We start from the raw sequence: 22,379 nt of genomic DNA on the forward strand, positions 1-22,379 counted from the left end.
ATGTTCCCCTTGCCCTCCAGTTTGCTTCCAAGCATCGCCTCGGCCCTGATCTACGCAGGCGTAACGGTGTACCACGGCACCCGGCTGGCACGCGGGGCCACCGCCGACAAACGCATCCTGTGCGGCGGGGGCGTGGCAGCCGTGCTGCTGCATGCCCTGGCGCTTTCGTCGCAGATGCTTGCGCTTACCGGGCTTAACCTGGACTTCATTACAGCCGCCAGCTTGGTCGCCGCCGCGGTCATTGCCCTTACGCTATTGGCCTGCGCGTCGCTGCCGGTCGAGAACTTGCTGGTGCTGCTCTACCCCTTGGGCGTCATCACCACCCTGGTGGCGCAGTTCGTACCCTCTGGCACCGTGCCACGCATCGATGACGAGCCCGGCATACTGATCCACATTCTGTTGTCCATCCTGGCCTACGGCGTGTTTACCATTGCCGCTTTCCAGGCCCTGCTGGTGCTGCTGCAAGACTACCAGCTCAAGCACAAGCATCCTTTAGGGCCAATCCGCGCCTTCCCGCCCCTGCAAACCATGGAAAGCCTTCTGTTCGGCTTCCTCTGGGCGGGCTGGGTGCTGTTGTCGCTGTCGTTGATCTCCGGCTGGGTGTTTCTAGAGAATATGTTCGCCCAACACCTGGTGCACAAGACGCTGCTCAGTTGCCTGGCGTGGATAGTGTTCAGCGTGTTGCTGATAGGGCGTAACCGCCTCGGCTGGCGCGGCCATGTGGCCATACGCTGGACGCTTTCGGGCTTCGTGCTGCTGATGCTGGCTTACTTTGGCAGTAAGCTGGTCCGCGAATACATCCTGCATATTTAAGGCGCCATCATGGCAATCTCCGTGGCACCCGCGGTCGGCGTCATCGGCTTGGCACTGTTATGGTGCGGCGCGCTTACCGCCTACGACCATGCTCGCCTGGCCCAGCAGGGCCGAGGCCGACGTGGTACCGATGCGCAACAGTCCGCCCTGGCCCAGGCTCGTTTGGGCTTTCATGTAGTGATCGTGAGCCTGGCAGTGCTGTTGGGCGTGCAGGCCTACGGCGCGGCAGGCGCAGCCATGGCGGCGGTACTAGCGGGGCTGGCAATTGGGCTGCTAACGAGCGCCCTGCCAAAGCTACTGGCCCAGCGCCAACCTGCTCGCTTCCAGAACAGCGGCGCCCTGCTATGGCTACCCACGCGGCTAGCGGCGCCTACGGCCCGGCTACAACAAAAGCTGTTCAATCGGCCTTCGAGCCTGGGCATAGCAGCCCCCAGCACCGCAGGGCGTCAGGCTCAGATGCCACTCCACCTTGAGCGCGAGGGTGAAAGCGGCGATGCGCGAGCCGCCAAGCAAGGGGTAGCCACCGGCATCCTGGGGCTGGAACGGATGACCGTGAACGATATTCTGGTTCCGCGCCACGAAGTGGACGGGCTGGACCTGAACGACCCTATCGAGATGATCATCGACCAACTCATGGTCAGCCGCCATACCCGCTTGCCGGTGTTCCGTGGCGATATCAACCAAGTGGACAACGTGGTCAACACTCGGCAAATCAGCCATTTGCTGCCCAGCCGCGGCCTGACCCTGGACGCGCTTATGGCCGCCTGTTACGAGGCGTATTTCATTCCAGAAAGCACGCCTTTGCACACGCAACTGCTGAACTTTCATAAGCAGCAGCGCCGCTTGGGCATGGTGGTGGACGAGTACGGCGAGGTGCTTGGCCTGGTTACGCTCGAAGACATCCTCGAAGAAATCGTGGGTGAGTTCGAAAGCGAGAACACCCATAGTCACCCCCATGTATTCCCTCAAGCCGATGGCCGCTACATCCTCGACGGCGCGGCCAGCCTGCGCGACTTAAATAAAGTGCTGGGCTGGCACTTGCCCAGCGACGGCCCCAAAACCCTCAACGGCCTGGTAACCGAAGCGCTAGAGTCCATTCCGGCCCGGGCGGTGTGCTTGAAAATCGGCCGCTATCGCCTGGAAATTCTCGAAACCGAGGAAAACCGTGTGAAGCGCCTATTGGCTTGGCAGCATGTGCCAGTCGAGCCAGCCGCTTAAGCCGCGCATTGCCCAACACCGCCAACGCTTCCTATACTGACGCTGGCTTACCCAGCCTGCCGAAGCCGGTGCCACCCGCTCCGCCCTACCCGGCCCGCCACCAGCCTGTGAATCCACACCCCCGGTTCACCGGCTCCGCCCCCACCCAGGGCAGTCTTTCGCACGTACTACAATAATCCGCCAGCGCGGCCCTGCCGCCCATGGCCCATGACTGTCGAGACCACCATGACCTCTATTCCACTCGCGGCCGACGTGTCGCCGCTGGCGCCCCCGGCCAACTCCCCCGCCCGCGTAGCCACGGCCAGCTTTATCGGCACCGCGATCGAGTTCTATGACTTCTATGTGTACGCCACGGCTGCGGCCTTGGTGATCGGTCCGGTGTTCTTTCCCCAAAGCTCCGGCACGGCGCAGATGCTGTCGGCGTTCCTGACCTTCGGCATTGCCTTTTTAGCGCGGCCGTTAGGGTCGGCCCTGTTCGGGCACTTCGGCGATCGAGTGGGGCGTAAGGCCACCTTGGTCGCTTCGCTGTTACTGATGGGCGTGTGCACCACACTGATCGGCGTATTGCCGGGCCATGACCAGATTGGCCTATGGGCACCGGCCTTGCTGTGCCTGTTGCGCTTTGGTCAGGGCCTGGGGCTGGGCGGTGAGTGGGGTGGCGCGGCCTTGCTGGCGACGGAAAACGCCCCCAACAGCAAGCGAGGCTGGTTCGGCATGTTCCCTCAACTGGGCCCGTCCATTGGCTTTCTAGTCGCCAACGGGCTGTTCCTGGGCTTGGCCCTGGGCCTGGACGACCAGCAATTTCGTAGCTGGGGGTGGCGGCTGCCCTTCCTGCTCAGCGCAGGCTTGGTGGTGATCGGCCTGTACGTGCGCCTGAAACTGGTGGAAACGCCCGTGTTCGCCGCAGCCCTGGCGCGCCATGAGACCGCCCGGGCACCGGTGGTGGAGGTGTTCGGCCACCACTGGCGGCCGATGCTGCTGGGCGCGGCGGCCATGGTGGTGTGCTACGCACTGTTTTATATCTCCACTGTGTTTTCCTTGAGCTACGGGGTATCCACCCTGGGCTACAGCCGCCAAGGCTTTTTGGCCATGCTGTGCTTTGCAGTGTTGTTCATGGCCGCGGCTACCCCGGTGTCGGCCTGGCTCAGTGACCGCTACGGGCGCAAGCCTGTGCTGTTGACCAGTGGGGTATTGGCGCTGCTTTCCGGGTTTGCCATGGAGCCACTGCTTACCCAGGGCTCCACCACGGGCGTGGTGGTATTCCTGAGCCTGGAGCTACTGCTGATGGGGGCGACCTTCGCGCCCATGGGTGCCCTGCTCCCTGAGCTGTTCCCTACCCGCGTGCGCTACACCGGAGCATCTGCCGCGTACAACATCGGCGGCATCGTAGGCGCGTCGGCGGCGCCCTTCTTCGCCCAGAAACTGGTTGCCATGGGTGGGCTGAGCTGGGTCGGGGGGTATGTGTCGGGGGCTGCGCTGATCAGCCTGGCAGCGGTGCTGTGCCTGAAGGAAACCCGCAACAGCACCCTTTAAATCACCACGCAGTGGGGCCGAGCAGTGCCCGGCCCAAGCCTGAAGTTACTAAGTATTTAGCTACAGCTCTACCGTGATCGCCTGGGCAGCGCGGGTGGCCTTGGCACGGGCGGCTTCGATGGACTCACTCCGCGCCAAGGCTACGCCCATGCGCCGCTGACCGTTGACCTCTGGCTTGCCAAATAGCCGTAAGGCAGTATCCGTCTCGCTAAGCGCGGCGCCCAGGTTGGCGAACGCGGTGTGCTCGGAGGCACCCTCTACCAATACCACCGCCGAAGCCGAAGGGCCAAACTGGCGAATAACAGGTACTGGCAAGCCAAGGATGGCGCGGGCGTGCAGTGCGAACTGGGAAAGGTCCTGGGAGATCAGCGTCACCAGGCCAGTGTCATGGGGGCGCGGCGACACTTCGCTGAACCACACCTGATCACCCTTGATAAACAGCTCAACCCCGAACATGCCACGGCCACCCAAGGCTTCGGTTACCGCGTGGGCTACGGCCTGGGAGGCCTCTAGCGCCTTCTGGCTCATGGCCTGAGGTTGCCAGGATTCTTGGTAATCGCCCTTTTCCTGACGATGACCGACCGGTTCACAGAAGGTGGTGCCATCGGCGTGGCGCACGGTAAGCAGGGTGATTTCGTAGTCGAAATCAATAAAGCCTTCGACGATCACGCGGCCTTTGCCCGCCCGACCGCCTTCCTGGGCGTACTCCCATGCCCGTTGCACATCGGCTTCGCTCTTGAGCAAGCTTTGGCCTTTACCCGACGAACTCATCACCGGCTTGACCACGCAAGGGAAGCCCAGCACCTGCACCGCCGCGCGGTAGTCCTGCTCGGTGTCGGCGAAGCGATAGGGCGAGGTGGGCAGGCCCAGCTCTTCGGCGGCCAGGCGGCGAATGCCCTCGCGGTTCATGGTCAATTGGGCGGCACGCGCGGTGGGGATGACCGTGAAACCTTCGTTTTCCAGCTCTACCAGGGTAGCGGTGGCGATGGCCTCGATTTCCGGCACGATGTAGTGCGGCTTCTCAGTTTCGATCACCGCCCGCAGCGCGGCACCGTCCAGCATGTTGATCACATGGCTGCGGTGCGCGACCTGCATGGCCGGGGCATTGGGGTAGCGATCCACGGCGATCACCTCCACGCCCAGGCGCTGCAACTCGATCGCCACCTCTTTGCCCAGCTCTCCCGAGCCGCAGAGCAATACACGGGTGGCCGTCGGCGACAGCGGGGTTCCGATACGGGTCATGTCAGGTCCTTAAGGTCAATGAGCAAGGGTGGCCGGGGCGCGGCCCTTCGAAGGCGCGCATTCTACCTCAAGCCAACAACAAAGGCCGAGGGCCCAGCGTCAGCGCATCAACCCTTGGGCCCTGGCACGGGCCTCGGCCAGGGCAATGACCTGGCGTCGCTCGTCATTGTTCATGCGGCCCCAACGGGTGATTTCGTCACCGGTGCGCTGGCAGCCGAGGCACAGGTCTTGGTCATCCAGCGCACAGATGTTGACGCAGGGCGAGCGCACCGGGCGCTGGGCATCCACGCCAGAGGGGTGATTCATAAGGCCTCGCAGGGGATCATGACAGGCGCACCGGCACCGAGGGGCGGTCGAAGGTGATACCGGTGTCGTAGAGCAGGTTGACCAGCTCCACGATCATGATCGCGGTGAGCCCCCATATCTTATAGTTGTCGTACCTGTAGCAGGGCACGAACCATTCACGCCCCCAGTCATCGACCCGATGAGTATGCTCCTGGGGCGGCTCGCGAAAGAACGCCAGCGGCACGGAAAACACCGCAGCGATTTCCGCATCGTTTGGGCGGTACTCGACGAAATCCGGGATGATGCCGACGATAGGCGTGACCTTCAGGCCATGCACGGAAATCAACGGGCTTAACGGGCCGACCACTTCCACCATGCCCGGCGGCAGGCCGATTTCCTCCTCGGCCTCGCGCAGGGCAGTGAAGGTCAGGTCAGGGTCTTCCAGGTCACGGCGCCCGCCGGGGAAGGCCACTTCGCCGCCGTGGGTAGACAGCCCCTTGGCTCGCAACGTAAGAATCAGCTCTGGGCTGTCGGTTCGCGTGATAGGCACCAGCACCGCGGCTTCGGGGAAGCGCCTGTCGGTTTCCAGCGTGCGTGGAACATGATTGCCAATACGCCGCAATAACTCCTCGAGCATGGTCTTCCCCGCTACGTTGCCTGCCCTCCATCATGCTACAAAGGCGCGTATTGCCCAACCCAAAAATGCAGCCGCCTGATGATGGCGCGCGCGTAACGAGGCCTTGATGAATTTTTGCAGCCGCTGCGGCCATGCCGTCTCCAAATTGATTCCTGCGGGGGACTCGCGCCCCCGCTATGTGTGCTCCGCCTGTGGCACGGTGCACTACCAGAATCCAAACATCGTGGCAGGTACCGTGCCGGTGTGGGGCGACCAGGTGCTGCTGTGCCGCCGGGCCATCGAACCACGCAAGGGTTTTTGGACCCTCCCTGCCGGCTTTATGGAAAACGGCGAGACCGTGCAGCAGGCCGCCGTGCGGGAAACCGAAGAAGAAGCCTGCGCGCGCCTGAACAATCTGAGCCTGTATACCGTGCTGGATGTACCGCACATTAATCAGGTGCATGTGTTCTTCCGCGCCGAGCTGGCCGACTTGAACTTCGCCTCTGGGGTAGAAAGCCTGGACGTACAGCTGTTCAGCGAAAAAGACATACCCTGGTCGGAGCTGGCTTTTCGCACCGTGGCCCGTACTTTAGAATGCTGGCTAAATGACCGCCGGGAGGGCAGCTTCCCGGTGCGTAACGAGGCCTTGCCGCCCATGGCCGCCCCGCCTTCACCACTAGCCGGATAAGCCTGGAGTTGTATTCGTCGATGCGTATGCTGTTTGCCATTGCTGGGCTGTTCTTTGCCTGCGCGGCCAATGCCAGCTTTACCCAGACCATCGTCCCGCGGCCCGTGAACGCCCCGGTCGCCATGGTGCCTTTGGCACCCGATGCGCCGGTGGATAAACTGCTGGTGATCAAATCCGCCCGCCAGTTGCAACTGCTCAGCCATGGGGTACCCCTGAAAACCTACCGCGTATCCCTGGGCAAGCAGCCCCGTGGCCCCAAGGAACGCGAAGGCGACAAACGTACGCCCGAGGGGCTGTACTGGGTGGACTGGCGCAAGGTCAGCGACCGCTACAACCTGGCCCTGCACCTGTCCTACCCCAATACACGGGATGCCAATAACGCGCGCACTGCAGGGGTGGAGCCTGGCGGTATGATCATGATCCACGGCACACCGGTCAACGAGGACTACCCGGAGTGGTATTTCCAATCCCTGGACTGGACCGATGGCTGCATCGCCTTAAACAACGCGGATATGCAAGAGGTGTGGAAACTCGTCAAGGACGGCACACTGATCGAAATTCGGCCATAGCACGAGACTTTTCTTGCAAGGTTATCTAACGCATCCTGCAAGGCTATAGGATGCGACTGACGCAACTACCCCTTCAAAATTGGATAACGTAAAACCATTCATTCGGATGGTTTTATGGCTCGTATTTATATCCCTTTGGTTGTCGCCTTGACAACTTGGCTACCCTCGGCGTTCGCGCAGGGCCAACCTACCTTGCCCTCCCTCCCCTTGCCCGCCGCGCCTCGGCAATTTTTGCAGGAAGCTGAAGAACATCGGCAACACCTTGAACAGGAACAACGGCAACGGCAGTTGCGCCGTGAACCTGCCCCGGCGCCGCCGCCCAGGCCGGTGCCGCCACCCAGCCCAAGCCCCGACGCCCCTTGCTGGTACCTGAGCGGTATCAGCCTCACGGGCAACCAGGTAATGCCCAGCGCAGCGCTGCGCCAAGCGGTGCAGCCCCACCTTAGCCCTTGCCTGTCGCCGGGGCAAATCAACCGTTTGTTGGCCACGATCACCCAGGTGTACGCAACCGCGGGTTATGTGGCCAGCCGGCCCTTACTGCTGGCGCCCCCGCAGGATGGCCAGCCCCTGCAATTGGCCGTGGAAGAAGGCTTCGTTGAGGCCATCGAGCTGGCGGAAGAAAACCTGCCCATCAGCCTGAGCGCGGCCTTCCCGCGCATGCTGGGTAAGCCCCTGCGGTTGCGTCAGCTTGAGCAGGGCCTGGACCAGCTCAACCGCCTGCGTTCGGTGGACCTGGTCGCCGACATCGTGCCGGGCGCCTTGCCGGGTGGCTCACGCATTGTGCTGCGGGCCCTTAGCCGCCCCAAACGCTGGCAGTCAGCGGTCGGCTGGGATAACAACGGCAGCCTGAGCACCGGGCGCGACCGGGCGAACCTGAGCCTAAGCCTGGATAACCCGTTCCAGCACAACGACATGCTGAGCCTCTATGCCAATGCCGCCCAAGCGCGTCACGGCGCGGGCAACGAAGCGCTGAGCCTGTATTACAGCGTGCCCTATGGGCCCTGGAGCGTTGCCGTGAGCGCGAACCACTTTCGTTACCGCATACGCCCCCAGGGCCAGGCCGCGCCTTTGGCTTTTAGTGGTAGCAGCAGCGTATTTAGCTACTCCCTGGAGCGTGCCCTGTGGCGGGACCAACACCGGCTCCTCAGCGCCACCTGGCGCCTGGACGACAAACGCGCCGAGGGCCGTTTGCAGGGCCAGCGCCTAGGGGTGCAAAGCCCCCGATACCACAGCCTGGAAATGGGATTGAACGCGCTATGGCTGAGTGACGCCACCTGGACGGGCTACTTGGGCTATGCCCGTGGGCTGGGCGGTTGGAGTGGCAACGATGGCAGGCCCGTCAAGCAACCGGGCGCCCAAACTGCCCGCTATGGCAAGTGGCGAGCCAGCCTGTCGCGCACCGCCACCTATCAGTGGGCAGGGCTGCACTGGACCCTGGTCAACGCCATACAGGGCCAGTACAGCGACCACTACCTGCCTTCATTGGACACCCTGGCCTTGGCCGGCGGCACTCAAGTACGGGGGTTTCGCAGCGCCGGCGCTGACAGCAGCAGGGGTGCTGCCTGGCAAAACACCCTCTACCTGCCCTGGGCGCTCACCCCTGCCCTGCAGCTTACGCCCAGCGTGGGCCTGGATGCCGGCTGGGCCGATGGGCACGGCAGAACACCAGGCGCCCGGCTGCTAGGCGCCTCGCTGGGGGCAAGCCTAAGCCATGCCCACGGCGGCGTTTCTATTCACTACCAGCGCAGCCTTTACCGCCGTGACCTGGCTGCCGAGCCAGGCTATTGGCGCCTGGCGATGCAAGTGCAGTTTTAACCCCCACCCGAGAAACCCAATGAAAAAAACCAAAGGTTCTCCCTTGTTTCGCCTGCGTCCCGACCCGCTACGTTGGTCCATTGCCGGCGCCCTGCTACTGCAACCCATACTCGTCTTGGGCAATGGCCTGGTGCCGGTGCCGGGCCCAGGCGGCACTGCTGTGGTCAGCGAGCACAATGGCGTGCCGGTGGTCGCCATCGGCGCACCCAATGCCCATGGCCTGTCCCACAACCAATTCAGCGACTACAACGTGCCGGTGCAGGGGTTGGTGTTGAACAACGCCGTGGCGCCGGGCAGTTCCGTGTTAGCCGGGGCGCTGGGGGCCAACCCGCAATTCAACGGCCATGCCGCCACCAGCATCCTGAACGAGGTAGTAGGCCAGTTGCCGTCCAACGTGCTGGGTACACAAGAGGTCTTCGGTCAGGCTGCCGATTATGTGCTGGCTAACCCTAACGGCATTCATATTCAAGGGGTGGGCTTTATCAACACGCCTCGGGCCGTGTTCTTGGTAGGCACGCCCGAACTGCAAGATGGCCGCCTCACAGGCCTCAATACCTTCGCCGCCCCAGGGAGCTTGCACATCAGTGGCGCGGGCCTGAATACGGCTGCGGCGGTGGATTTGATCGCGCCGCGCATCGACAGCCAGGGCCAACTCCACGCAGGCGCCACCCTTACCGGCATTGCGGGGCGCAACCGGGTCACCGCAGACGATCTGCGCCTCCTGGAAACCCGCCAGGCGCCAGGCGAAGCACCGGGCATCGACCTTAATGCGTTGGGCGCCATGCGCGCAGGCCGTATCCGCTTGGTCAGTACCCGTGAAGGCGCCGGTATTCGCCTGGCGGGCCCTGAGGTCAACGGCACCCAAGGGGTGAGCGTCGACGCTGCCGGTGATCTGCTGGTGGGGCGTGAAGGCGAGCAAGGCCGCACAGTGTTGGCCGCTGTGCAAGGCAAACTTGACCTTAACGCCCGACGAGACATCAGCATTACCGGTAGCCGCCTGGCTGGGCGTGAGCTGCGCGCCCACGCCGGTCGCGACTTGACCCTGGATGCCGCAACCCGAGAAAGACTCGAAGAGCGCCGGGAGGCCTGGAACAAGAACGCCTGGTTTATTACGACCGAAACCTACACACAAACCACCAAGGCCACCCGCTCGCGCGTGGAGGGCAACACCCTGACCACCATGGGCAGCGCAGAGCTGAGCGCGGGCCGGAACCTTAAGCTCAGCGCCACTGACGTGGATGCCCAGCACAGGCTCGACCTTAAAGCAGGGCATGATCTAAGCATTGAGGCGGGCGTAGAGCATGCCGTCGAAGACAAAGAAACCCATCACCGCAAGCACCTATGGCGGGGGGATAAGCGCGAACAGCGCATGGAGCAGACCGCCACCCCTTCAACCCTGACCGCAGGCACGGTCAGCCTCAACGCCGGGGATAAGGCGCTGGTGCGTGGTAGCCAGCTCGTCAGCAGCGGTGACCTGACTATCCGTGGCCAATCCATCGAGATCGATGCTCAGCCGCTGCATTACAGCGACAGCCAGGAGGGCTATCGGGGCGACTTGGTCAGCGGTGCGTTTTCCGGCAGCCGTGGCCAGCGCGAAGAAACCGGCACCCGCCACCAGGGCAGTGATGTGAAGGCCGCGGGCAAAGTGGTGATGGTGTCCGATGATGTGCTTATTCAAGGCAGCCAGGTAAAAGGCGCCCAGGGCACCCTTACTGTTGGAGAAAAAGGCGCAGTGGTCATCGAGAGCGTGACCGATGTGAAGCACGTGCGCGAGCGCACCAGCGATACCCAACTGGGTGGCCTGCTCGGCACCAAGGGCAGCCGCAATCGCCACAGTAAACAGGCCTTGAAATCGACCCTAAGCAGCGAGGCGGACAACAAGGTAGCCAGCGCCACCGACATTCTTATCGAGGGCTCGCGTGTGAGCGCCGCTGGCCATAACCAGCTTGATGCCAAAGGCAGGCTGCAAATCCTCTCGGCAACCGACCAGTTGAACGAAACCTCGGCCACCGACCAACGCGCCCTGATCGCCGACGCCGGGGAAACCCGTACGGCCGAAGACGGCAGAAGTGGCTCCAATCAGTATTACAGTGAAGTGGGTTACCAGCGCAAAACTCAAACCCAGGCTAGCCAAACCACGCAACACCAAGCCTCCCAAGTCATCGGCGCTACCAACACACTCACCGCCGATCATCTGGAGGTGTCGGGTTCGGCCGTTGCGTCTACTGGGGGCGATCTAAACGTTAATGCCAGAGAAGTGACCATTGCCTCGGTGAAGGGGCATACCTTGGAAGAGACTACCACCTCCACCAGCAAGGGCACGCTGAAGGTCAGCGGCGGTGCCGAGCGCGTAGGCAGTGCTTTCAAGGGCAGTCATCAGAGCGAGCGCGAGAAAACCGAAGGCACCCCCCTGGCGCTTGCATCGCTTGAAGCCGAAGGCGATATCAACCTCGTTGTCGACGAGCGCATTGATAACAAAGGCGCGTTGATAAAGGCCAAAGGCACTGTCACTGAAACCGCCCAGCACATCCACCGAGAGGCAGTGGCCGAAGTGGACGATAGGCAAACGCAACGCACGGGGTGGGAGGGAGAACTGGGCGCTAGCGTTGAATGGAAAGACCTGGTCAACCCCATCAAGAAGGCGATCGAGGGGAAAGAACAGGCCCGCTTCCAGCAGCCTGGCGTAGAAGACGCCCTGGTGCCGCCCTCTCTCGGCGCGGACGGAACTGTGACGTACGTAAAGCGGGCTGAAGGCCTGCGCATTGAACGGCCCCAGGTGACTGAGCTGCAAGGCGCGCAGGTGCAGACCAAAGCCGAAAGCGGCCTATACGACGAAGGCACTCGCTACAGCGCCAGTGAAGGCAAAACCACCATCGAGGCGCATAGCCACGAGCACGCCGCCGCCCATGAGCGCCGCCAAGAGCACCTTACCCGGATCGACGCCGATGGCGGGCTGCGGGTGGATACCACTACCGGGCACGATGTGAATGTGCGCTTGAACGCTAATGGTGCCTCGCAACGCACCCTGGCCGATAGCACTACTGCTGTACCTGGCAGCCTGTACGGCAAGCAAGGCCTTGCCGTGCAATTGGGAGCGGACGGCACCTATGAAGGAACGGTGTTCGACGCCGGTGAAGGCGCGCTCCAAACCCATGGTGAGGGCGACCTGAACATGCGCCAAGCCGAAAACCGCCAACACAAAGAGCACTCCACCACCAATGGCTATGGCCTGCTCAAGGTCGGCACCGGGCCCGCGGGCAAGAGCGGGCTATTGATGGGTGCGCTGGACCATAACACCCTCACTGTCACCGATACTCAAGGGGTAGGTGGCAGCATCAAGGCCGCCACGGGTTCGGTAAAGGGCGCCGGTGACGTTGAGCTGCAAGGCGTGACCATCAACAATGGCAAGCAGAAGACCGAAGGGTTCGACATTCAGGCCGGTGGCAGCGCTGAGCTTACCGCCACGAGAGATACCCATCATGCGGAGGGGCAGCAACTGGGTGGCGCCCTGCAACTGGGGTTGAGCGCCGACCCCGCCGCTAATGCCCAGCGCAAGGGCGGTGCCATTGGCGGCCATATCGACATTGGCCGGGTCAACGAACACTCGGAAAGCCGCCAAGGCGCAGCCCTTGAAGTGCGCCAGCTTACCGTTAAGGCCGATGCTCACAACACCAAGGCCGTGCGCCTGGAAGGTACGCAACTGGCCGGCGAAAGCCTGCGGCTCGACGCCCCCAACGGGGGTATCCACCTGGAGGCGGCCCGTAGCGAGGCGCATAAAGACAATGTACGCATTACCGCGGGCGCAGGGGTAAATGGTAGCAAAGGCCTGAATAAGGACGAAGACGCCTCGGCCCTGTATGCACGCGCCAAGGTAGAGGTGGATAAAGTAGACAGCATCACCCACACCAATGCAGACATTCGCCTCAAGAGCCTTGAGCTAACGTCGGCCATGGACACTCGCCTGGATGGCGCAACGGTCGCGGCTAACACCGTGAGCGGCACCATCGGCGGTAACTTGGTCGTGCGTAGCCTGCAAGACGACGTAAGCTCGACCCAGGTTACCGCCGACGCCCGCTTTGGCAAAGAGCATAACCCGCAGGGCCTGCTCAACGGCTTGAGCGCGGTGACCGGGCCGCTGGCGGACAAAGTGAAGGAAAAAGTCGGCAAGCCGGTTCAAGCACTTGACCAAAAAATCAGCCCAACTCTATTGCTGGATGTGGTCAACGAACAGCGTAACCAGGTGGCCAACTCCGCTGTCTTGAGCGCACGCGAGGGTATCGACCTAAGCGTGGCCGGCGATACACAGCTGATCGGGGCCAAACTGCGCGCTACCCAGGGCAAGGTGCAGTTGGGAGGAAGCGAGGTACAACTGACCAACCTCTTTGGCCAGGACTACCGCGCTGACGTCAGCATCAATGCCGCGGCCGGCCCGGCTGAGCTGCTAACCAACGTAGTCAATGAGCTCACCGCTCGCCGCAGTGAACAAGCCAGGGCCGATGAACACGGCAATCTGGGGGTGATTCGGACAGGCGGGCACGATAAACAACACACCCTGAACGCCACCGTGGAGGAGCGCCGCTAAACACAGGTAGGCGCCAGCGAAGCTGGCGAAAGAGGTTTCGCAGCAGCACGAGTCGAGCACCTTCGCGAGCTGGCGCTCGCTCCTGCATGCAGCAATCTGTAGCGAACGGGCAGCCCTACAGGTCGTGCAACCGCCATACTTCATAAGCGGGTGTTTCATAGGGGTGGCTGTGCTTGAGGGCGGCTACCGTGGCTTGCACCACGGCGTCCGCCACTACCAACTCTACCCGCCACTCCTCGAGGGTTTCCACCTGGCCAACGCTACCCATAAACGGCTGGCTACCCCGTAATGGCCGAAACTGGCCTGTGCCCAGCACTTGCCAGCAGCAGTGGTCGTATTGGCCAATGTGGCCGCCCCCGGCGCTGAACACCGCCGCCTTGACGGCCTCCACGTGGCTAGGGGGTACGAAGAAACACAGTTTGTACATTCGTACCCCTGCCCGTTTAGTTCACCCACACCCGCGCGTTGCGGAACATGCGCATCCAGCCGCCGTCTTCGCTCCACTCGTCCGAGTACCACGAGTTCTGCACGGCGCGGAAGACCCGCTCCGGGTGCGGCATCATGAGGGTCACGCGACCGTCACGGGACGTTAATCCAGTGATGCCACGGGGCGAGCCATTGGGGTTGGCGGGGTAGGTTTCAGTGACCTTGCCGTGGTTATCCACGAAGCGCAGGGCTACGCAACCTGAAACGTCCGCCTCGACCAACGCCTGCTCGCTGGCAAACTCCGCATGGCCCTCGCCATGGGCGATGGCGATTGGCATACGCGAGCCGGCCATGCCCTGCAGGAAGATGGAGTTGGATTCCTGCACCTGCACCAGCGCAACCCGCGCCTCGAACTGCTCGGAGCGGTTACGCACGAAGTGAGGCCAGCTTTCGCTGCCTGGAATCAGCTCATGCAGGTTGGACATCATCTGGCAACCGTTGCACACGCCCAGGGCAAAGCTGTCTTCACGCTCGAAGAACGACTGGAAGGCATCCCGGGCGCGCGCGTTGAATAGCGCCGATTTTGCCCAGCCTTCGCCTGCCCCAAGCACGTCGCCATAGGAGAAGCCGCCGCAGGCGACCAGCCCCTTGAACTCATTGAGGTCTACGCGGCCGGCCAGGATGTCACTCATATGGACGTCCAGCGCGCTGAAGCCGGCGCGGTCGAAGGCCTGGGCCATTTCCACCTGGCCGTTCACGCCCTGCTCGCGCAGCACTGCTACCTTAGGGCGCACACCTGTCTTGATATAAGGCGCGCTGACGTTTTCGTTCACGTCGAAAGACAGCTTGGCATGAAGGCCAGGGTTGTCTTCTTCGAGCAGGGCGTCGAATTCCTGGTCGGCGCAACTGGCGTTGTCCCGCAGCCGCTGAATGCGGTAGCTGGTTTCGGCCCATTGGCGCTGCAACAGGCGGCGCTCGCCCTCGAACAGCACCTGGTCGTTCAGGCGGATGGCCACATGGCCGTTGTTCACTGGCTTGCCCACCACCACTACGCAGTCCGCCAAGCCAGCGGCGCTAAATTGAGTAAGGATGGCCGGGGTAGCGTCGTGACGCACCTGAATCACCGCGCCCAACTCCTCGTTGAACAGCACAGCGGCCGCTTCCTCAGGGCCATGGGCCAGGGTGTCCAGGCGCAGGTCCAGGCCACAGTGGCCGGCGAAGGCCATTTCCAACGCGGTCACCAGCAAGCCGCCATCGGAGCGGTCATGGTAGGCCAGCAAATGACCATCGGCGTTCAAGCCTTGGATCACCGCGAAGAAGGCTTTCAGATCCTCGGCGTCGTCCACGTCTGGGGCACCTTGGCCCAGTTTGCCGTGCACCTGGGCCAGGATAGAGGCGCCCATGCGGTGCTTGCCACGGCCAAGGTCGATCAGGATGAGGTCCGTTTCGCCCTTGTCCATGCGCAACTGCGGGGTAAGGGTTTTGCGAATGTCGGTCACTGGCGCGAAACCGCTGACGATCAGCGACATGGGCGAGGTAACCGCCTTCTCACCGCTGTCATCCTGCCAGCGGGTTTGCATGGACATCGAATCCTTCCCCACGGGGATGGTGATGCCCAGGGCTGGGCACAGCTCCATGCCCACGGCCTTGACCGTGTCATACAGGCGCGCGTCTTCGCCAGGGTGGCCAGCGGCGGCCATCCAGTTGGCGGAGAGTTTGACGTCCGACAGCTTGCCGATGGCCGAGGCCGCCAGGTTGGTCAGGGTTTCGCCGATAGCCATGCGGCCAGAGGCCGGGGCGTCGAGCAGCGCTAGCGGCGTACGCTCGCCCAGGGCCATGGCTTCACCGGTGTAGACGTCGAAGCTGGTGGCCGTGACCGCGCAGTCCGCCACCGGTACCTGCCAGGGGCCGACCATCTGGTCCCGCGCCACCAGGCCGGTAATGGTGCGGTCGCCGATGGTGATCAAAAAGCTTTTGCTGGCTACGGCGGGGTGGCGCAGCACGCGGGTGACCGCGTCAGCCAAGTTTACGCTGGCCGGGTCGAAGTCATCGCCCTGCTCCGCTTCACGGACTACCGCGCGGTGCATGCGCGGGGCCTTGCCCAGCAGCACTTCCAGCGGCATGTCCACCGGGGCGTTGTCGAAATGGCTGTCGGTAACAGTCAGCTGCAGTTCTTCGGTAGCCTCGCCCACCACCGCGAACGGGCAACGCTCGCGCTCGCAAATGGCCTGGAAACGAGGGAAGTCTTGCGCCGCCACCGCCATTACATAGCGCTCTTGAGATTCGTTGCTCCAGATTTCGTGGGGCGCCATGCCGGGCTCGTCGTTCGGCACGTTGCGCAGCTCGAAACGGCCACCGCGGCCACCGTCGTTGACCAGCTCAGGGAAGGCGTTGGACAGGCCGCCAGCGCCCACGTCGTGGATGAAGCAAATAGGGTTGGCATTGCCCAGCTGCCAGCAGCGGTCGATGACCTCCTGGCAGCGGCGCTCCATTTCCGGGTTTTCACGCTGTACCGAGGCGAAGTCCAGGTCTGCCGAGCTGGCACCGGTGGCCATGGACGAGGCCGCGCCACCGCCCAGGCCGATCAGCATCGCCGGGCCGCCGAGCACGATCAGCTTGGCGCCCACGGGGATTTCGCCCTTCTGCACGTGTTCGGCGCGAATGTTACCCAGGCCGCCAGCCAGCATGATGGGCTTGTGGTAACCCCGTACTTCCTCGCCACGAGGGCTGTTCACCGCCTGCTCAAAGGTACGGAAATACCCGGTAAGCGCCGGGCGGCCGAATTCGTTGTTGAACGCAGCGCCACCGAGGGGGCCTTCGATCATGATGTCCAAAGGCGTGACAATGCGCTCTGGCTTGCCATAGGCCTGTTCCCAGGGTTGCTCGAAACCCGGGATGTTCAGGTTGGACACGGTGAAGCCCGTCAGCCCCGCCTTGGGCTTGGCGCCGCGGCCGGTAGCGCCCTCGTCGCGAATCTCCCCGCCGGAACCCGTGGAGGCCCCAGGGAAGGGCGCGATGGCGGTGGGGTGGTTATGGGTTTCGACTTTCATCAGGATATGCACGGGCTCGCGCACCGCGCCGTATTCGCGGCTGTCAGGGTCGGGGAAGAACCGGCCCGCCTCGTGGCCAACGATGACCGCGGCGTTGTCCTTGTAGGCCGAGAGCACGCCTTCGCCGTGCATCTGGTAGGTGTTCTTGATCATGCCGAACAGGCTTTTTTCCTGGGCCTGGCCGTCGATGTCCCAACTGGCATTGAAAATCTTGTGACGGCAATGCTCGGAGTTGGCCTGGGCGAACATCATCAATTCGATGTCGTTGGGGTTGCGCTTCAGCCCTTGGAAGCTGGTGACGAGATAGTCGATCTCATCTTCAGCCAGGGCCAAGCCGAGGCTGAGGTTGGCGGCTTCCAGCGCCGCGCGACCGCCACCGAGCACGTCCACCGAGGTCATCGGCCGGGGCTCGGCATGGCTGAACATCGCCGAGGCGTCCTCGAGGCGATCAAGCACGCGCTGGGTCATACGGTCGTGCAGCACGGCCTGCGCGTGGGCGGCCTGTTCGGCGCTCAACTCACCTTGCACGTAATAGGCAATCCCGCGCTCCAGCCGTTCCACATTGGCCAGGCCACAGTTGTGGGCGATGTCGCTGGCCTTGCTCGACCAAGGCGAAATGGTGCCCAGACGCGGCACCACCAGGAACAACTGCCCCGCGGGCTCCTGCACGGGTACACTGGGCCCGTACTTGAGCAGGCGTGCCAGTACTTGCAGCTGTTGGTCATCGAGGTCGGCCTTGAGCTCGGCAAAATGAGCGAACTCAGCATACAGGCCGGTGACAGCGGGGACCTTCTGACTCAATTGCTCCAGTAATTTACCGTGGCGAAAGGCAGAAAGGGCAGGAGCGCCGCGCAGGATCAACATCGTGGGGACAGCCTCGGGAGGGGTGTTGATTGGGTCGTGCATTCTAGCCTAAAGCTTCGCCGTAGGCATCCGTACCGGTGCCCCCTTTGGCAGTTGGCCGGGTTTCCCAGGCCTAGCAGAAACCCTGTTGCATTGTCGAGATATGGTCCCGCTAGCGCTTTGCGTATACTGCACCCATGTTTGCCTCGATTGTTCCCCATATGCGCCAGGCGCTGTGGCTCCTTGCAACCGGTTTCCTTTTGATGCTCAACGGCTGTGTTGAAAAACCCAGCACGCTAGAGCGAATCAAGGAAGACGGCGTGCTGCGCGTTATCACCCGTAACAGCCCGGCCACTTATTTCCAGGATCGCAACGGCGACACCGGCTTCGAATACGAACTGGTCAAGCGCTTCGCCGACGAGCTGGGGGTCAAGCTGGAAATCCAGACCGCCGATAACCTGGACGACCTCTTCAACCGCCTGGGCCAGCCCAACGGCCCGGTACTGGCCGCCGCCGGCTTGGTGAGCAGCACCGCCCGGCAGCAAACCGCGCGCTTCTCCCACCCCTATCTGGAGGTTACGCCACAGGTCATCTACCGCAATGGCCAGCCTCGGCCCACCGATGCCAAAAGCCTTGAGGGCAAGAAAATCACCGTGCTCAAGGGCAGCGCCCATGCCGAGCAACTGGCCGAGCTCAAGCAGCAGAACCCGGGCATCGAGTACGAAGAATCCGACGCGGTGGAGGTGGTAGACCTGCTGCGCATGGTGGACGAAGGGCAGATCGACTACACCCTGGTGGACTCCAACGAGGTGGCCATGAACCAGGTGTACTTCCCCAACGCGCGCGTGGCCTTTGACCTGGGCGATAGCCGGGACCAGCGCTGGGCCGTGGCGGCGGGCACCGACAACAGCCTGCTGCACGAAATCGACAGCTTTATCGACAAGGTACGCCGCAACGGTACCCTGCAACGCTTGAAGGATCGTTACTACGGCCACGTCGACGTGTTGGGCTATGTGGGCGCTTATACCTTCGCCCAACACCTCCAGGAGCGCCTGCCGCGCTTCGAGAAACATTTCAAGGCCGCGTCTCACCAGGAGCGGGTAGATTGGCGGCTGATGGCCGCCATCGGCTACCAGGAATCCATGTGGCAGGCCTCGGTCACCTCGAAAACCGGCGTGCGCGGCCTGATGATGCTCACCCAAAGCACCGCTCAGGCCATGGGCGTGGCCAATCGGCTGGACGCCCGGCAAAGCATTTATGGCGGCGCCAGGTACTTCGCCCTGATCAAGGACCAGTTGGACAACAGCATCAAGGAACCCGACCGTACCTGGTTCGCCCTGGCGGCCTACAACATCGGCACCGCCCACCTGGACGATGCCCGTAAGCTGGCGGTAGACGAGGGGCTGGACCCGAACAAGTGGCTGGACGTTAAAAAAATGCTGCCGCGCTTGTCCCAGAAGAAGTGGTACAGCAAAACCCGTTATGGCTATGCCCGTGGCGGAGAGCCGGTGCATTTCGTGGCCAACATTCGCCGTTATTACGACATTTTGACCTGGGTCACTCAGCCCCAGGGTGAGGGCAACCAGGTGGTGGATGGCAACCTGCATGTCCCCGGAGTAGACAAGGCACCACCACCCCAAGGGCAAAAGTCACCCCCGCTTTAAGGCCTATAACGTCCATTGCCCCAGGCGCATCTATATAGCGCCCTGTACTGCCAGTGCTGGGCGACCCTTGACCCTTCTCAGTCAAGGAGCTTCACCATGGAACACCCCGTACCCCCCGCGACCGCCGCTCAAAACCATTTACTCGCCTTGGCCAAGACCGTGACCGAGGCGTGCCCAGACCTGCGTGACCGTGTACGCACCCACGCCATGGCGCTGCTTCACCAGCATGGCATCACGGGGCTAACACCCGAGCAGGTGTACTGGCACCGCTTTGCCGATGCCGCCAGCAGCCCACGCACCTTTAGCGGTTGGGCCCATTATCAACGCCCAATGGAAAGCTTGAGCCTCACACAGTTGGTCATGCACCGTTTCAATGCTGATGACCAGGATGCGATCGACGACCTTGACTTGATGACGGGGTTTTACACCGCCGACGCCCATGCACAGCGTTACGACGAGAACAACGAGGTACGACTGCTGCCCAGCGACGTGCTCAAGTGGCTGTGGAAAATCGACTTCAAGGCTGATTTTCTTAAAAACGTAGAAGCATTTTGGCGGGACCACAGCGATGATTTTCGCCTGTTGACCAAGGCGCATTTCATCGGGCAAGCACTGGAGGCCCGGGAAGCCAACGCTTTGAGTGACGCAGACCTTAACTTTCTGCTCGATGCCCTGGCTGGTGGTGCCAGCGCTCCGCTTACCCTGACCCGCTTGGGCCAGGCCTGCCCCCCGCCAGCGCATGCACGGGTGTACCTGTTGCAGATTGGTGGTTACCTGTCCAGCGACATCCTGTGCGTAGAGAACCTGGCCGGTGAGCAATTCGTTTGGGAGCCTGGAGAAGTCGACAGCCTACAGAAGTTCAGCTGCGTACAAGCGATGCATTGGTGGCTATTGATGCGCAATAAGGACGCGGAATCTCGCGCCCGCTTTATGCTGCACTTCCCTCTGAGCACCTATTTATCCTCATCGCGGGGCAGCGGCTTGAATGCTGTGATCGACCTGCTCTACGCCACCTGGGGCAAGCAAGACCCACACGTGTTCCACCACCCGAAGCAGCGGCTGACCACGGATGCCTTTACCTACCTGGCCATGCAGGCACAGGCACGCATGCCGGCCGACGCCAATCTGTCACTTCGCAGCAACAGCGAACAACGCGAAAAAATGTGGATAAGCTACCTGGGCGCTTTCAACAAGGTGTTTGGCCCCATGGCGGCCCTGGATTGGCCGGTAGCCCTGGCCGTGGTCGGCGCCGGTCTGGCGGACATGGGTTTGAATATTGACCAAGCCGTGCACGCGGCCAACCCGGCACAGCGCAAGGCCAGTGTGATTGGGGCCATTGCGGCGGGCATCGACAGCCTATTCAATGGCCTCCACCTCTGGGGGGCTTGGGCCGCAGAGGCTGGGGAGCATTTTGCTGCTGTGGATGACGCCTTTACCCTCCCTGAATTTGGCAACCCCGCGCAACCGCAACCGCCCGTTGCAGGGGCTCGGCTGCCTAACCTGGACGAGCTGCCCCCCGGCCCACTGTACGTTACCCGCAACCAGGAGCTAGCTGCCTATCAAGCCGATGTTTTGCTGGCAGCCTACAGCCCTGATACAGAAGGCAAATGGGCTGGCATCTTTAGCCTGCCAGGCGGGCAAACCTATGTCGAAATCGAAGGCGCGGCCTACGCTGTGCGCTACGCCGCCGAGCTACACACCTGGGTAGTGGTGGACCCGGACTACCCATTTTCGTTTTACCGAACCGTGCCCCTGCGCAGAACCTTGGAGGGCAACTGGGAGATCGCACCCCGGCCTGGCCTTAAAGGCGGCGGCAAGTTCAACCGCCTGGTGGCTTGGGCGCGCGGGCGGCTGGACGCGGCCGAGCTGGGCCCTCGTACGTTGACTCGCTACGATTTGCCGAGCCATTTCCAGGAGGAACTGGCCGAAGCGGTGCTGGACCCGGACAACCGCCGGCTGCGCGGCTATATGGACCTTGCCCAGCCTGATTCCGGCATCGAAACAGTATTCAGTGAACACCAATCGCAGCTGATCTCAGACGCACGCGCCTTCTTTAGCCAAAAACAGGGCGTACCCCACCCTACCCTAGCGCCACCGGCGGCCGATGCGCCCGTTAAGCAAACGCTGCGTGAAATCTTCGCTAAGGGGAACGGCCTGGTTATCGGCGAAGCGCATCACGGGGTGGCTTCAAAGCAGTTTTTGATAGAGCAAATGCCTCGGCTGGCCAAGGAAGGTGTAAAGACCCTTTATATGGAGCATTTGCTGACCGATGCGCACCAGGCGGACCTGGATACCTTCGCGACCACAGGCAAAATGTCCGATGCCTTGGGCCGCTACCTCAAGTACCTGGACGTGGGCCATAAAACCGACCCTGGCGGCCGCTACACCTTCACGAATGTGGTCAAGGCAGCGGTCGATCAGCGCATTCAGGTACGCGCGCTCGATTGTGCCGCCAGCTATAAGCTCGAATCCAGCACGCACCTCACCAGGCGTCAGCAAGTGATGAATTACTATGCTCACCAAGTGTTCGCCAGTAATCCACCCAGCGCTAAGTGGGTCGCGCTGGTCGGCAATTCACATACTGATAAATACCTCACCGTACCAGGCGTGGCTGACCTGGAAGGCGCGACCAGCCTTCGCGCGGAGGACGTACCTCTGGACACGCCGGGGGGCATCAGCGAAGACCCTGGCGTGTTAGTGCCCGACGGGTCAGGCCCCGCGGTGCTGCTCAAAAGCGACCTGCGCTTGCGCATGCCTGTGGCCTCGGTCCCCACCGGCGGGGTCAGTGTACGCTCGCCCGAACTGCAACTGACCCAGGCTGGTGATTATGTGATCGTGCATCAAGGCAGCGGGCTTGAAATCATTCACCGTAGCCGCGCGGGCACCTTGGTGCATACACCCATCGTTGAAGAAGGCCGGTCGTTCTATATCAACACGCCGCAATGGCCCCAAGTAAACGGCCGGCGTTACGAAGGGCTGGTGGGGCTGACCGCGGCATTACGCCTGATGGGGCTGCGACGTATGCTTTGATACGG

General features: G+C 62.4%; 14 protein-coding genes. 9 read left to right on the forward strand and 5 right to left on the reverse strand.

The window, feature by feature from the left end; genetic code table 11:
- The 3 genes from ACWKV4_RS10870 to ACWKV4_RS10880 all read left to right on the forward strand — a co-directional run bounded on the left by ACWKV4_RS10870 (position 1) and on the right by ACWKV4_RS10880 (position 3,564).
- A complete protein-coding gene (locus tag ACWKV4_RS10870) occupies positions 1-813 on the forward strand; it encodes a cytochrome C assembly family protein (RefSeq protein ID WP_483832082.1) in 813 nt (270 codons plus the stop codon).
- 6 nt (positions 814-819) lie between these two features.
- Positions 820-2,031, forward strand: coding sequence for a transporter associated domain-containing protein (locus tag ACWKV4_RS10875; RefSeq protein WP_483832127.1), 1,212 nt, complete (start codon positions 820-822; stop codon positions 2,029-2,031).
- Positions 2,032-2,256: 225 nt separating this feature from the next.
- A complete protein-coding gene (locus ACWKV4_RS10880) occupies positions 2,257-3,564 on the forward strand; it encodes an MFS transporter (protein WP_483832083.1) in 1,308 nt (435 codons plus the stop codon).
- Between the two features lie 60 nt (positions 3,565-3,624).
- On the opposite strand, the gene purT is transcribed toward ACWKV4_RS10880, so the two are convergent.
- The 3 genes from purT to ACWKV4_RS10895 form a co-directional block, all read right to left on the reverse strand.
- A complete protein-coding gene (gene purT / locus ACWKV4_RS10885; protein ID WP_483832084.1) occupies positions 3,625-4,806 on the reverse strand; it encodes a formate-dependent phosphoribosylglycinamide formyltransferase in 1,182 nt (393 codons plus the stop codon).
- 99 nt (positions 4,807-4,905) lie between these two features.
- The gene (locus ACWKV4_RS10890) at positions 4,906-5,112 is read right to left on the reverse strand and encodes a DUF1289 domain-containing protein (protein WP_483832085.1); all 207 of its coding nucleotides are present in this window, start codon (positions 5,110-5,112) and stop codon (positions 4,906-4,908) included.
- Between the two features lie 16 nt (positions 5,113-5,128).
- Positions 5,129-5,728 carry a CoA pyrophosphatase gene (locus ACWKV4_RS10895; protein WP_483832086.1) on the reverse strand — a complete coding sequence of 200 codons (600 nt, stop codon included), beginning with the start codon at positions 5,726-5,728 and terminating at the stop codon, positions 5,129-5,131.
- Positions 5,729-5,834: 106 nt separating this feature from the next.
- Between ACWKV4_RS10895 and ACWKV4_RS10900 the strand changes: the two genes are divergently transcribed.
- The 4 genes from ACWKV4_RS10900 to ACWKV4_RS10915 all read left to right on the forward strand — a co-directional run bounded on the left by ACWKV4_RS10900 (position 5,835) and on the right by ACWKV4_RS10915 (position 13,361).
- Complete coding sequence (locus tag ACWKV4_RS10900; protein WP_483832087.1) at positions 5,835-6,395, forward strand: NUDIX hydrolase; 561 nt, start codon at positions 5,835-5,837, stop codon at positions 6,393-6,395.
- 20 nt (positions 6,396-6,415) lie between these two features.
- A complete protein-coding gene (locus tag ACWKV4_RS10905) occupies positions 6,416-6,964 on the forward strand; it encodes a L,D-transpeptidase family protein (protein ID WP_483832088.1) in 549 nt (182 codons plus the stop codon).
- A gap of 114 nt (positions 6,965-7,078) precedes the next feature.
- A complete protein-coding gene (locus tag ACWKV4_RS10910) occupies positions 7,079-8,779 on the forward strand; it encodes a ShlB/FhaC/HecB family hemolysin secretion/activation protein (RefSeq protein WP_483832089.1) in 1,701 nt (566 codons plus the stop codon).
- 19 nt (positions 8,780-8,798) lie between these two features.
- Positions 8,799-13,361, forward strand: a complete 4,563-nt coding sequence (locus ACWKV4_RS10915) for a hemagglutinin repeat-containing protein (protein ID WP_483832090.1) — start codon at positions 8,799-8,801, stop codon at positions 13,359-13,361.
- Between the two features lie 115 nt (positions 13,362-13,476).
- On the opposite strand, the gene ACWKV4_RS10920 is transcribed toward ACWKV4_RS10915, so the two are convergent.
- Positions 13,477-13,788 carry an NGG1p interacting factor NIF3 gene (locus ACWKV4_RS10920; RefSeq protein ID WP_483832091.1) on the reverse strand — a complete coding sequence of 104 codons (312 nt, stop codon included), beginning with the start codon at positions 13,786-13,788 and terminating at the stop codon, positions 13,477-13,479.
- A 16-nt stretch (positions 13,789-13,804) separates the two neighbouring features.
- Positions 13,805-17,701: a phosphoribosylformylglycinamidine synthase gene (gene purL / locus ACWKV4_RS10925; protein ID WP_483832128.1), complete on the reverse strand. Its 3,897-nt coding sequence runs from the start codon at positions 17,699-17,701 to the stop codon at positions 13,805-13,807.
- Positions 17,702-17,877: 176 nt separating this feature from the next.
- Here purL and mltF point away from each other — a divergent pair, with 176 nt between their 5' ends.
- Both mltF and ACWKV4_RS10935 read left to right on the forward strand, forming a co-directional pair.
- Positions 17,878-19,344: a membrane-bound lytic murein transglycosylase MltF gene (gene mltF, locus ACWKV4_RS10930; RefSeq protein WP_483832092.1), complete on the forward strand. Its 1,467-nt coding sequence runs from the start codon at positions 17,878-17,880 to the stop codon at positions 19,342-19,344.
- Positions 19,345-19,440: 96 nt separating this feature from the next.
- Positions 19,441-22,374, forward strand: a complete 2,934-nt coding sequence (locus tag ACWKV4_RS10935) for a dermonecrotic toxin domain-containing protein (RefSeq protein ID WP_483832093.1) — start codon at positions 19,441-19,443, stop codon at positions 22,372-22,374.
- Positions 22,375-22,379 lie beyond the last annotated feature (5 nt).

The organism is Pseudomonas artemisiae (genome assembly GCF_057128685.1).